This is a genomic window from Jiella pacifica, from assembly GCF_010500815.1.
Classification (GTDB): Bacteria; Pseudomonadota; Alphaproteobacteria; order Rhizobiales; family Rhizobiaceae; genus Jiella; species Jiella pacifica.
This window is the reverse complement of record NZ_JAAAMG010000018.1, coordinates 1-12,945: the sequence shown is the minus strand read 5'-3', so window position 1 is coordinate 12,945 and position 12,945 is coordinate 1. Positions and strand designations below refer to the sequence as shown.

Genomic DNA, 12,945 nt, shown 5'->3' with positions numbered 1-12,945 from the left:
TCGTTCACGCCGTGTGACGGGAGCGGTTCCTCCTGACACTCCCGCCGGACAGGCGGATTATGCGGTGGAGGAGGGCGCTTTCCTGGGGATCGGGAAAGCGCGGTCCTTTCTTCGGGCGGAGCGCCGTCCTACCCCTAGGGGGCGGCCGGTTCCGGGCCGACTATGCCGATGCCCCCGTCCGCCAAAAGCAGCGGCGCGCGTGGCTCGGTGGATGATGCAGATCGAGGTCTCGCCATGACGCAAGCACCCAGCGTTCCAGGGTCGGCAACGGCCACCTTGCCCTTCGTTCACCTGCGGGTGCACAGTTCCTATTCGCTGCTCGAAGGGGCGCTGAAGCTCGACCAGATCATCAAGTTCGCCGTCGCCGACGGAGCGCCGGCGATCGGCATCGCCGACACCAACAATCTCTTCGGTGCCCTCGAGTTTTCCGAAAAGGCGTCGAAGGCCGGCATTCAGCCGATCGTCGGCTGCCAGCTCGACGTCGACTTCGCCGATTGCGAGGTCGACACCCGTCCGGGGCGGAGCGAGCGCGGACTGTCGCCGGTCGGCCAGCTGGCCCTGATCGCGACGAGTGAGCAAGGCTATGCCAATCTCGTCGAGATCGTCTCCCTGGCCTATCTCGGCGATCCGGAGAATGACCGCCCACTGGTCAAATGGGAATGGGTAGAGGCCCGGGCGCCGGGCATCGTGACGCTTTCGGGCGGCCCGCTCGGCGCCATCGGCGCAGCCTTGGCCGCGGACCGCGGAACCGTGGCGCGCAGCCGACTGGAACGGCTCGCGGCGGCGTTCGGGGATCGCCTCTATGTCGAGCTGCAACGCCAGGGCAATTTCAATCGTCGGATCGAAGCCGAGACCGTGGCGCTCGCCTACGAGCTCGACCTGCCGCTGGTCGCCACCAACGAGCCGTATTTTGCGTGCCCCGACGATTTCGAAGCACATGACGCCTTGCTTGCCGTCGCCGGCAACCGGTTGGTCAGCCAGGAGGACAGACGCCGGCTGTCGCGCGATCACTGCCTGAAGAGCAAGGCGGAAATGGCGGCGCTGTTCGCCGATCTGCCCGAGGCGCTGGAGAGTACCGTCGAGATTGCCCGGCGCTGCTCCTATCGGCCGCGGACCCGGGCGCCGATCCTGCCGCGCTTTGCCGGCGCCGATTCCGATCCGGCCGAGGCCGAGGCCGCCGAGACGGCCGAGCTCAGGCGGCAGGCCTTCGAGGGGCTCGAACAACGGCTGACCAAGCTCGGCTGCGCGCCGGGCGTCTCGCCGGAGGCCTATCGCGAACGGCTGGAGTTCGAGCTCGGCATCATCGAGCGGATGAAGTTCCCGGGCTACTTCCTGATCGTCTCGGACTTCATCAAATGGGCGAAGGCTCAGGACATTCCGGTCGGGCCGGGCCGCGGCTCGGGCGCAGGCTCCCTCGTCGCCTATTCCCTGACGATCACTGACCTCGACCCGTTGCGCTTCTCCCTGCTGTTCGAGCGCTTCCTCAATCCTGAGCGTGTCTCGATGCCGGATTTCGACATCGACTTCTGCCAGGATCGGCGCGAGGAGGTGATCCGCTACGTCCAGGAGAAATACGGCCGCGAGCAGGTCGGGCAGATCATCACCTTCGGTACGCTGCAGGCCCGCGCCGTTCTGCGCGACGTCGGCCGGGTGCTCGAAATGTCCTATGGCCAGGTCGACAAGCTGTGCAAGCTGGTGCCGCAGAACCCGGCCAATCCGGTGACGCTCGCCCAGGCGCTGGAGGAGGAGCCGCGGCTCGCCGAGGCGCGCAGGGCCGAGGACGTCGTCGACCGGCTGATCTCGATCGCATTGAAGCTCGAAGGCCTCTATCGCCACGCCTCGACCCATGCGGCGGGTATCGTCATCGGCGATCGCCCGCTGTCGAAGCTCGTGCCGATGTATCGCGATCCGCGATCCGACATGCCGGTCACCCAGTACAACATGAAATGGGTCGAGCCGGCAGGGCTGGTGAAGTTCGACTTCCTCGGCCTGAAGACGCTGACGACGCTGAAGACCGCCGTCGATCTGATCGCCCGCAAGGGCATCGAGATCGATCTGTCGGCGCTGCCGCTGGAAGACAAGCCCACCTACGAGATGCTGACGCGGGGCGAAACGGTCGGGGTGTTCCAGGTCGAATCGGTCGGCATGCGCAAGGCGCTGATCGGCATGCGGCCCGACTGTCTGGAAGACATCATCGCGCTCGTCGCCCTCTATCGCCCCGGCCCGATGGAGAACATTCCGACCTACAACGCTCGCAAGCACGGCGAGGAGGAAGCCGACTTCCTCCATCCGATGATCGAGCCGATCCTGAAGGAGACGCAAGGCGTCATCATCTATCAGGAGCAGGTGATGCAGATCGCCCAGGTCCTGTCCGGATATTCCCTCGGCGAGGCCGATCTTCTGCGCCGCGCCATGGGCAAGAAGATCCGCGCCGAGATGGACAAGCAGCGCGTTCGCTTCGTCGACGGGGCGGTGAAGAACGGCATCGCAAAGGGTCAGGCGAACACGATCTTCGATCTTCTCGCCAAGTTCGCGGACTACGGCTTCAACAAGTCGCACGCCGCCTGCTACGCGCTCGTCGCCTATCAGACCGCCTATCTGAAGGCGAACCATCCGGTCGAGTTTCTCGCCGCCTCGATGACCCTCGATACCGGCAATACCGACAAGCTCAACGATTTCCGCTCCGATGCGCGGCGCCTCGGCATCGAGGTCGTGCCGCCGTCGGTGCAGACGTCCCACAAGGCGTTCGAGGTCGGCGAGAACAAGATCTTCTACGCGCTTGCGGCGATCAAGGGCGTCGGCGAACATGCCGTCGTGCACATCGTCGAGCGCCGCGGCGACAGGCCGTTCGCCTCGCTCGAGGATTTCTGCGCCAGGATCGACCCGAAGATCGTCAACAAGCGGACGCTCGAATTTCTCGTCGCGGCGGGGGCGTTCGACTGCTTCGGCCAGGACCGCGCGCTCCTCTACGCCAATGTCGAACGGATGATGGGCTACGCGCTGAGGATGTCCCAGGGGCGCGCCCTCGGCCAGGACGACATGTTCGGTGCCGCCCTCGGCGGCGCGCCCGAGCCGTTGGCCCTCAATGCCGCGCCGCTGTGGACGGCATCCGAGAAGCTGATGAAGGAGTTTCAGGCGGTCGGCTTCTATCTCTCGGCCCATCCGCTCGACGAATATCGGGATGTCCTGAAGCGGCTGAGGGTCCAGTCGCACACCGAGGTTGTGGCCGCCGTGAAGCGGGGGGCGACGGCGGGACGACTGGCAGGAACGGTGACGTCGCGCCAGGAACGCAAGACGCGCAACGGTGGCAAGATCGGCATCGTCCAGCTGTCGGACGCCAGCGGCCAGTACGAGGTCGTTCTGTTTTCGGAGGCGTTGGTGGCTTTCCGCGACACGCTCGAACCGGGCGCCTCGGTGATCGTGACGGTCTCCGCCGAAGAGCGTCCGGAGGGAATCTCTCTGCGGGCGCAGCAGGTCCAGTCGCTCGAGGACGAAGCGGTGCGTACGCAAAAGGCACTGCGCGTTTTCATGCGCGACGCCAAGCCCCTGGCTGCCTTTCGCAGCCAGCTGTCGAGCGAGGGCGACAGCGAGGTCTCGTTCGTGCTTGTCCGGGACGGAGGCGAGCGCGAGGTGGAAATCACCTTGCCCGGCCGCTACCGCGTGTCGCCGCAGATGGCGAGCGCGGTCAAGGCCGCACCGGGGGTCATCGAGGTGGAATTGCTGTAGCGGCGAAGGCCGATTGGCGATGGGTTTGCAAGGTTGCCCGCGTCCCTTGCGCATGTCCGGCAAAGGGCCCGATGGTTCAACGCCACCTGGCACGCGGTGGCTGTCCGTTGGGCTCGCGATGCGAATACCGAGCAGGTGATGCTTACCGCGGCTCCTCATCCGGTGACGTGAGACATACCGCCGTCAGTTTGGCTTGATGTTGCTGGGTGACTTGGGATCGCCGTCCACTGGCGTCTTGCTTCCCCGCCTGCGTTCCAGATTTTTGAACGTGATGCCGGTCTCGATGGCAGAGTCGCCGAACTTGCCCCGGAGCCTGTCGAGAGCAGCTTCCGCCTTGGCGCGTTTCAGGGCACCCTGATCGACGAGGTCGATCGGGTCGGCGCTCGCTGCGGCGGAAAAGTCCGCGCAGCCGATGCCGATCAGCCGGAAGCGTGTTCCGTCGGTTTCCTTCTTCAGCAGCGCACGTCCCGCCGCGAAGATCCGGTCGGCGAGCCGCGTCGGATCGGAGAGCTTGCGGTTTCGGGTTCTCAGACGAAAATCCGCGGTCTTGAGTTTGAGGACGATGGTCGAAGCGGCGAGGTCGGTCTTCTTCAGCCTCGTCGCGACCTTCTCCGACAGGTCGCGCAGGATGGGCGTCAGCTCGTCGAGCGAGGCGATGTCGGTGTTGAACGTCGTTTCGGCAGAGATGCTCTTTGCTTCGGAACGGGGGTTGACCGGGCGGTCGTCGATGCCGCGCGACAGGCGCCAGAGACGGCGGCCGGTATCGCCGTAGCGCTTCATCAGGTCGGTCTCTTCCATGCTTTGCAGCTGACCGATTCGTCGAAGGCCGTCGCGCGCGAGCTTCTGTTCCATCGCCTGTCCGACCCCCCAGATCAGGCTGATCGGCCTTGCCTCGAGAAACGTCGTCGTCTCGGACCTGCCGATCACCGAGAAGCCGCGCGGCTTGCCGAGGTCGCTGGCGATCTTGGCGAGGAACTTGTTGTGGGACAGGCCGATCGAAACGGTGATGCCGAGCTCCGTCTCGATGCGTTTTGCGAGCCGCGCGAGCGTCATCGAGCTCGGCTCGCGATGCAGTGCCTCGGTGCCGGAAAGATCGAGAAAGGCTTCGTCGATCGACAGCGGCTCGACGAGGGGGGTGATTTCGCCCATCAGCACCCGGATGGATCGGGCGACACCGACATATTTCGCCATGTCCGGCCGCAGCACGACCGCGTCCGGGCAAAGCTTGAGCGCCTTGAACATCGGCATGGCCGACCTCACGCCTCGGGTGCGGGCGATGTAGCAGGCGGTCGAGACGACGCCGCGTCGGCCGCCACCGATGATCAGGGGTTTGTCGGCGAGCTCCGGCCGATCCCGCTTCTCGATGCTGGCGTAGAAGGCGTCGCAGTCGATGTGGGCGATAGAAAGAAGGGCGGCTTCGGGATGGTCGAGAAGGCGAGGGCTGCCGCATCCGGGACAGCGCCGTCCTCCGGATCTGACCGGCGTGAAGCAGTCGCGACAAAAGATCGATCTGACAGAAAGAGCCGTCATCCGCGCCGTCCGTAAACCCTGACGATCATAGCCCGCTTGCGGCAAGGCGGCGAGTGGCTGGCGTCGAATGCTCGCAGCCGATCGTCCTCGGCCGGTGCGTCAGTCTTCGAGCCACGTTCCGATCAGTGCCGCCGCGGCCGGCCAGTCCGTAGCGCTTTCGGCTCCCTGCGGCAGAGCCGGCAGATGCGGGCGGAACACGTCGTTCGCCATGAAGTGCAGAAGCCGCACGTGAGGGGCGCTGCGTTGCACGGCAGTGAGGTTGGGCGGCAGATCGTCGACGAAGATCACGGGACCGCTCCAGCGGCTGCACAACTCGGCAACGACGGCGCCCTTCGACCGCTCCGTCGCGATCATCGGATAGGCCAGACCGCTCCGGTCGAGCGTCCGACGCCGGCTGTCGTAATGGCTCGGCGTCATCGCCGTGAGAAAAACGATGTCGGCGCGGCCCGAAAGCCCGTCGAGTGCTTCGTGGACGCGATCGACCGGGCGCTGCCGCACCTCCTGTTCGCGATAGAGCTGCTCGGTGATGTCGTCCAACCGATGGCCGGACAAGGCGGCGCCGGTCGAAATCTCCCGCACGTTGCCGGTCAGTCGAAAGCTCTCGGGATGTAGTCTGGCACCGTGATCTGCGAGTAGCTCACGAAATGGCGTGATGAAATGGAGGACGACTTCATCGACATCGAGGACGAGAAGTGCATTATGCCGCTGCGACAGATCCGCGATCGCCGGCCCTCTTGTTTCGAACGACTTGCTCATAAGAACCCAAGATTGGAGTGCGACCCGGACAGGACGACGCCGCCTCTCGCAGCGGATCGCGTGAGAGCCGCGACTGCGGTAGGGTGTGTCATTGCAGCAGATCGCATCGCGCGGCGCACCTGCGTTTCAATCGGAAAGGTCTTCCGGGCCGGTCAAGAGATGCCGCGCGGCGGAGACCGACTGTGGCGAGACCTGCTGTGCCTCGCAAAATGATTCGAGTGTCGGTTGGTGGGCGAGGATGAAATCGAGGACGCCCGGCAGGAACCCGGCGGCGCGGGCAGCATCCCGAAGTTGTGATTGATCGAGGCCGGTAACGGCCAGGAAACGCGGCCACAACACCGGATCCGCCGCGATGAAGGTCAGGCCTTCGATGGCGATGGATTCGGCCTTTTCCCGGCCGAGCGGTGCGCGGCCTGCAGCCGGTTCTCGAATGCTCCGGGGATCGTTAACGAAATTCACTGCGGCGATTCCCGATTCTTAATGAAATCCGCTTACATACTCAGCGGTAATCGAAATTCGTGGCCCGGTCGAGGCAAGGAGAATCGACGATGGCGAAGAAAGTCATGATCGTCGAAGACAATGAGCTGAACATGAAGCTGTTCCGCGATCTCCTCGTCGCGCACGGCTATGACACGGTGCAGACCCGCAACGGTCTGGACGCGATGGATCTCGCCCGCGCCGAGCGGCCGGATCTGATCCTGATGGACATCCAGTTGCCGGAGATCTCGGGGCTGGACGTCACGCGGCAGCTGAAGGCCGATCCTGAACTGTTCAAGATCCCGATCATCGCCGTCACTGCCTTCGCCATGAAGGGTGACGAGGAGCGCATCCGCCAGGGCGGCTGCGAGGCCTATATCTCCAAGCCGATCTCGGTGAATCGCTTCATGGAAGTGATCCGCTCCTTCCTCGACGACGCCTGAGCACGGCGATGACCGCGCGCATTCTGGTCGTCGACGACATCGAGGTGAATCTCCGCCTTTTGACGGCGCGGCTTGCGGCCGAGTATTACGAGGTGGCGAGTGCCGAGAGCGGCGAAGCGGCGCTGGCGCTTTTGGACCGTCAGCCCTTCGACCTGGTGCTGCTCGACGTGATGATGCCGGGGCTCGACGGCTTCGAGGTCTGCCGCAGGATCAAGGCCTCGGCGCAGCTGATGCACGTGCCCGTGGTGCTGATCACGGCGCTGGACCAGCCCGAAGATCGGCTGACCGGGCTCGAGGCGGGCGCCGACGATTTCCTCACCAAGCCGGTCGGCGATCTAGCTCTGATGTCCCGCGTGCGCAGCCTGACGCGGCTGAAGCGGATCACCGACGAGCTCCGGAGCCGGGCGGAGACGGCGATGCAGCTGGTCGGCGGCGAGATGGAGATGCTGCGCCAGCTCGCCACCACCGCCAAATCGCGGACGCTCGCCTATATCGAGACCGAAGCGGAGGGTCGCTCGATCGCCAGGCGCCTCAGGACCGAAACGGAACTGACCGTCGTCACCGAGCCGGCGGCGCTCCTCCAGTCGGCGGGCGGCGCCGACGTCATCATGATCGACCTTGCCGCCGAACGCAACGATCCGCTGCGGCTGATCTCGCAGCTGCGCTCGGCCGAGGCGACGCGGCTGCTGCCGATCCTGGCGCTGGCCGAAGCCGGCGACGAGGCGCGGGCGGCGCGGGCGCTGGAGCTCGGCGCCAACGACTACGTCTCCCGGCCGATCGACCGCAACGAGCTCGCCGCGCGGCTCCGAACCCAGCTGCGCCGCAAGCGCTACGACGAGGGCCTGCGCCGGTCGCTGCAGCAGACCATCGAGCTTGCCGTCACCGACCCGCTGACGGGCCTGCACAACCGCCGCTTTCTCGACATCCATCTGGCGCGGACCGCCGGCGGCGCCGATGGAACCAGCGGCTTCGCCCTGGCGCTGTTCGACATCGACCACTTCAAGCGGATCAACGACGGCTTCGGCCACGATGCCGGCGATGCCGTGCTGAAGGAATTCGGCCGGCGCCTGAAGACGGCGATCCGGGCGAGCGATCTCGCCTGCCGGTTCGGCGGCGAGGAATTCGCCGTGTTGATGCCCGGCGCCGACGCCGAGACCGCCGCTTCGGTGGCCGAGCGGATCCGCCAGGCGGTCTGCGAAGCGCCGTTTCCGATCTCCGGCGACCATCTGGCGGTGACGGTGAGCGCCGGCGTCGCGGTCGCGGCGGGCGTCGCCGAGCCGCGCCAGGCGCTCTTGAAGCGCGCCGACGCGGCGCTGTACGAGGCCAAGCGCGGCGGGCGCAACCGCATCGGCATGGCCGAGGCCGCCTGACGCCTCGAGCCGTCGCCGCGACCGCAAGGACTTGTGGACAAGCCCGCCCGATCGGCCGGCGCGGTTGGCGCCGTCTTAACCCTGTTGCTAAAACTTTCCCCTTCCCGGCTGCGGCGAAGTTGCATTCGAGTCTGTTCTGGGCAAGTGTTCGGCCAGGGAATTGCAGGGCCCACCGACGATTTCGGGTCCTTCGAAAACCCCATGGAATGCTCAGGTCCGCCGCATCTCCTGGGTCCCGTGGGGGGCCGGCCGGCACCGCGCAAGGGTGGTTTCCTCGTACCGCCGCGCGGAGGCCGGCCGGCCACTGATCCCCGGCCGGCCGTCATGCCATTCCACCGCCGTCCTTCGCCCCGGTCAACGCCGCCGCCTCGGCCGCGCGCTGGCGGATCACCCCCGCTTCGAACTTCACAAGCCGTGCCTCGCGAAACGCCTCCGGCGTTCTGAGACGCATCGCGCCGAGCCGCAGCGCCAGCACCGCCTCCTGCGGCAGCCGTTCGAGGCAGGGCGGCGCGATGGTCTCCGATTCGCCCCGCCGCGTGCCGAAGCGGCAGGTGAAGGCCCGCCGACAGTCGCCGCGCCGGCAATGCCGGGTCAGCCCTTGCGCGATCGCCGCCAGCGCCTTTTCGCCGTCGGCCGGGCCCCGTGCTTCGTCGCCGGTGCCCTCGGCCCGTTCCGCCTTGCCGTGCTTTCGCCGCGGCGGCGCGCGGCGGATGCCGGCGGCAATCAGCGCGGCGCGGCAGGCGCTGATATGGGCCCGCGCAATGGCGCGGCTTTCGGCCCGTTCCTCGGCCGTTACGGGCCGTGCCGCCGGGTCCTCGTCCTTCGCCTTGGCCATGGTTTCCTCCGCGGACGGCTTCCCGTTCCCGCGCCGCTTTTTTTGCGGGCGGGTGAAGCCGATTCTCCTCTGCCGCCCATCGTGCCACTGGCACTCGGGCGGCGGTGCACCGGAGGCAAGCCCTCCGTTTATGCAACAATCCGGCTCGCCTCCGGCGCACCGCGCGGCTTTGTGCGACCTCCCAGGGACCGTCGCCCGCCAGATCGACGGGTTCCGGTGGCGGCTGGCGCTTCACCCGCCGCGCCTTTTCAGCGCGGCGACCTCAAGCGGACCGATCCGCACCCGCGCCGTATTACGCGAGGGGCCAGCGGCGCCGGGAGGCCGTCCGGGACGCCCGCCCTCCGGAAGGGCGGACGGCGCGGAGACCGCATCGCCGGCCCGCAGACGCTCCCGGCGAGCGCCCGTGCCCGGTTCCCGTCGACTGGTGTCGGGTGGACCGGCGATGGGGGGAGTATGGGGGCGTGGGGAGGGGGCGGGGATGGGAATTTTTGCGGAGTGAGGGGAATCAAGGGGTTGGGGGGAGATGGGGGGAGAGATATCTGCGGGGGCAGGAGGAGCCGCCCTCTCTCCCTCTTGTTGGAGAGAGGGCGGCCTGTTTCCGGAATGGTGTTAAATCGACGTCTGTCGAGATGTGCTGTTCTGCGGCGACAAGCTGGCAGCATTGGCACTCTTGCTCTGCAACTGGGAGGCGTTGCACACTCCGTAAGTGTAGGGAGCGACGGCGTGGCAGCGAGCGAGCGCGAAAAGATCACCGATCGCAAAAGCTTCGAGCTCTGGCTGGAGGGGCAGCCGCACGAGGTTGCGCAGGTTATGGCCGTGCGCATTGCCTTGCGTGTCATGCCGGTCGTCTTAGGTTTGCACAAAAGAAGGAGCAGCGACGAAAAACGACCGATTCTTGCATCGAGATTAATACTGATAACATGTCGATGTCTGTTCATTTCTTGGGCTGCGCGCAAATATCCAGCCCACGAAATCAAGGGCGCCGCCGCCGCCGCCGCCGCCGCCAACGTCTCCGCCGACGCCGCCTACGCCGCCGCCGCCGCCGCCAACGCCGCCGCCTACGCCGCCAACGCCGCCGCCTACGCCGCCAACGCCGCCGCCAACGCCGCCGCCGCCGCCGCCAACGCTGCCGCCTACGCCGCCGCCGCGATGTGGGAAAGCATCGACGCGGATTGTGCGTCATTGTTTCCCGGATCGAGCAGCTCCGGTCTGATATCGCAGCCCCTCTGGCTCAACGAAGTCCGTGGGCAGTCCCGTTTCCGGATTAACATTCCGGATTGGGTTCGAGAGCCGCTCGATGCTTATGCTCCTCAACGCTCGGTTCAGCAGACGCCCTGGGGCTTGTGGGCGCGCTGGTATCGGCGGCTGCTGGCTGACGCCGTTCCCTCTCGTAGCGCCTTCGGAGAAGCGGCAGATTTCGAAATCGCCACACAGCCCAACGAATTCTGGGAAGGCGATCCTGACGAGGTGATGCAGGCGATCGCGGAGATCGTGGAGCGGCATCGAACCGGCGCTACCATACCGGCTTCCAAAACTGATCGGTCTCAAGCTGAACCGGGACCGCATGTTGTCGATAGCGTTTCCATGGCGGCCGATGCGCCGACGGTCGAAGATCGACTCCAGCGCCGTCCGTTCGCTCGGGCTTTGGTTGAGCGGATGGATCAGATGCTCGGCACGCCCGACGGTTTTGCGGTTCACCTTTATGCGCCTTGGGGGGCGGGAAAATCTTCCGTCATGAAGATGATGGCAGAGATCATGCGGGAGCACACCCGTAGACCAGGACAGCGCTGGGCTGTTGTCGAGTTTAATGCGTGGCAGCATGAGCGGCGCAATCCGCCATGGTGGCCGTTGATGCAGGCTGTCCGCCAGGGCTGTCGTATGCGTTACGGCTCGCTCGATCGGGGTGGCCTCGAGCGTCGCTTGCATTTGCGTTGGCTAAAACTTCTCGCCTCGCCCAAATTGCTGGTCAAGAAACGACTATCAGGCGACTTCCGTCGAAGGTTCCGAACTGCTTTTCCAGCCTCGCGCCATCGGCTTCAGTGGATCGTATGGCGCCTGAAAGTGGACTCCGCCCTATGGCTTTTCGCTGCAGCGGTAGTTTTTCTTATGGCACTGTTTGCCTGGGACTCGCTCTCAATCTCCGTTTCAGAGGCCCCACAAAATCGAACACTCGGTCCCTGGCAGACGCTTCTGAATCTCTCGCAACCTCGAACACCCGCACCACCGACTGACTTGTTGAGCACTTTAGGTAAAAGCCTGACTGGCCTTCTTGCTTTGGTTGTCGGACTCCTCACCCCAGTTTTTGCAATTCAAACGCTAACCCGCCGCTTCGTATTCGGGTCAAGCAAGGGGGATCAGTACTACGACGCGCTCTCGCGCGATCCGGTAGAGATCGTTTCAAAAGAGTTTCAGCGGATGGTTCGAAGGGTCCGGCGGCCAGTCTGCATTTTCATCGACGACCTCGACCGCTGTCAGCCTGATACCGTGGTGACGCTGTTCGAGGGCATCCAGACATCGTTCCGGGCGCCGAATGTCGCCTATGTCGTCGCGGCCGATCGCGACTGGCTGCGGGCCTGTTTCGAGAAGAAATACGAGACCTTCCAGCCGACGATCGGCGATGCCGGCCAGCCGCTCGGCTATCTCTTCATGGACAAGATATTCCAGCTTTCGACGGAAGTGCCGACGATGTCGCCGGAGATCCGACGCCGCTATTGGGCGCATCTGCTGAAACGGGGCGACGACGAGGCTGAGACTGTCGCAGCCACCCTGGAGGGGCAATTGCCAGCTTTCCGAGCCGAGGTTCGAGCGGAGGCCGGGGGAGAACTGACGTCAGAAGCGGCCGAGGCTATGCTGGGCGAGGAGACATCGGACGTCAGACGCGCGGCCATCGCCGTTGAGCTCAGCTCGTCGGCGGCGGTCGAACGGGAAACGATCCACATGCTGTCGGACTTCAGCGATGTCATCGATCCGAACCCGCGGCTGATGAAAAGGATCATCAACGCCTACGATATGCGGCGGACCACCGCCGTGCTGGAAGGCGAAGACATCACTTTCGTATTTCGGAAGGCATTGGCGCGCTGGACAATCCTCGACATTCGCTATCCGGTTCTGGCGGAGCTGTTGCGCAAGGAGCCGGAATGGGTCAGGCATTTCGCCGTCGCCACAAGCGGAGAAGAGGCGGTCGAGACCGTGGAGCTGCCGGAACAGCTGAAGCCGTTTGTGCCGCTCGGGTCGGCGAGGCGGGTCATTGGGTTCGGCGAGGAAGATGGTCTTACTGCGGAGAACATTAGGCGCATTGCACGGCATGGCGAAACCTGAATCGCGGTCTTGAGGATGAAAGGTGGAGGGCTTGGTGCCGCCGTACTCAAGTGGAGCGGGGGTCGTGCGGCTCCGGCATGGATCCCGACCTTGCCGGTCGAGGATGACGAAGCGGAGGGGGGCGTGCCCGACCTGGGAGGGACTGCACGCAGCCCCGGGCGTGGGCGCCTCTCTCCCCCTTGTGGGAGAGAAAGCGATTTCATCGTCTTGGCGAAGCCAAGTGATAGAAATCGCAAGAGAGGGGTTTCACCGGGTGCGGTTTTGCCGACGTCGCCGACCTCATTGCGGTGTCACTGGTCGATGCTCGCGGCGATCGACGCGGTGAAACCCCTCTCTTGTCATTCTCAAGGTTTGGACCTCGCTGGTCGTCCGTGAAGAAAGCTCGTCAAGCGGCGTCGGCGGTTTGACGGGTGCCGAATAGGCTGATGATCGCGATCTGGATGAAGGCGACAAAAAGCTCCAGCCAAGCGAGGATGCGGCGGAAGTTGTA

8 protein-coding genes are annotated in these 12,945 nt (G+C 65.2%); 4 read left to right on the top strand and 4 right to left on the bottom strand.

What is annotated here, in order from left to right:
• Nucleotides 1–234: 234 nt before the first annotated feature.
• Entirely contained in the window at nucleotides 235–3,726 is a 3,492-nt protein-coding gene (gene dnaE / locus GTK09_RS19045) for a DNA polymerase III subunit alpha (RefSeq protein WP_163465027.1), read from the top strand.
• A 183-nt stretch (nucleotides 3,727–3,909) separates the two neighbouring features.
• Here the strand turns inward: dnaE and GTK09_RS19040 are convergent, their stop codons facing one another.
• The 3 genes from GTK09_RS19040 to GTK09_RS19030 all read right to left on the bottom strand — a co-directional run bounded on the left by GTK09_RS19040 (nucleotide 3,910) and on the right by GTK09_RS19030 (nucleotide 6,471).
• A complete protein-coding gene (locus tag GTK09_RS19040) occupies nucleotides 3,910–5,256 on the bottom strand; it encodes a DNA polymerase IV (RefSeq protein ID WP_163465026.1) in 1,347 nt (448 codons plus the stop codon).
• Between the two features lie 99 nt (nucleotides 5,257–5,355).
• Nucleotides 5,356–5,835, bottom strand: a complete 480-nt coding sequence (locus GTK09_RS19035) for a hypothetical protein (RefSeq protein ID WP_246218003.1) — start codon at nucleotides 5,833–5,835, stop codon at nucleotides 5,356–5,358.
• 303 nt (nucleotides 5,836–6,138) lie between these two features.
• Nucleotides 6,139–6,471, bottom strand: a complete 333-nt coding sequence (locus tag GTK09_RS19030) for a DUF3572 domain-containing protein (RefSeq protein ID WP_376768015.1) — start codon at nucleotides 6,469–6,471, stop codon at nucleotides 6,139–6,141.
• A gap of 89 nt (nucleotides 6,472–6,560) precedes the next feature.
• Here GTK09_RS19030 and GTK09_RS19025 point away from each other — a divergent pair, with 89 nt between their 5' ends.
• On the top strand, nucleotides 6,561–6,932 hold the full coding sequence (locus GTK09_RS19025) for a response regulator (protein WP_163465024.1): 372 nt from the start codon (nucleotides 6,561–6,563) through the stop codon (nucleotides 6,930–6,932).
• 8 nt (nucleotides 6,933–6,940) lie between these two features.
• Entirely contained in the window at nucleotides 6,941–8,302 is a 1,362-nt protein-coding gene (locus GTK09_RS19020; RefSeq protein ID WP_163465023.1) for a PleD family two-component system response regulator, read from the top strand.
• 322 nt (nucleotides 8,303–8,624) lie between these two features.
• On the opposite strand, the gene GTK09_RS19015 is transcribed toward GTK09_RS19020, so the two are convergent.
• The gene (locus GTK09_RS19015; protein ID WP_163465022.1) at nucleotides 8,625–9,137 is read right to left on the bottom strand and encodes a hypothetical protein; all 513 of its coding nucleotides are present in this window, start codon (nucleotides 9,135–9,137) and stop codon (nucleotides 8,625–8,627) included.
• A gap of 723 nt (nucleotides 9,138–9,860) precedes the next feature.
• Here GTK09_RS19015 and GTK09_RS28045 point away from each other — a divergent pair.
• Nucleotides 9,861–12,455 carry a KAP family P-loop NTPase fold protein gene (locus GTK09_RS28045; protein ID WP_163465021.1) on the top strand — a complete coding sequence of 865 codons (2,595 nt, stop codon included), beginning with the start codon at nucleotides 9,861–9,863 and terminating at the stop codon, nucleotides 12,453–12,455.
• The last annotated feature ends 490 nt before the right edge of the window (nucleotides 12,456–12,945 follow it).

Excerpts from the sequence above, each read along its gene's own strand:
- GTK09_RS19040 (WP_163465026.1), bottom strand. The coding sequence starts at position 5,256 with ATGACGGCTCTTTCTGTCAGATCGATCTTTTGTCGCGACTGCTTCACG.
- GTK09_RS19020 (WP_163465023.1), top strand. The coding sequence starts at position 6,941 with ATGACCGCGCGCATTCTGGTCGTCGACGACATCGAGGTGAATCTCCGC.
- GTK09_RS19015 (WP_163465022.1), bottom strand. The coding sequence starts at position 9,137 with ATGGCCAAGGCGAAGGACGAGGACCCGGCGGCACGGCCCGTAACGGCC.
- dnaE (WP_163465027.1), top strand. The coding sequence starts at position 235 with ATGACGCAAGCACCCAGCGTTCCAGGGTCGGCAACGGCCACCTTGCCC.
- GTK09_RS19025 (WP_163465024.1), top strand. The coding sequence starts at position 6,561 with ATGGCGAAGAAAGTCATGATCGTCGAAGACAATGAGCTGAACATGAAG.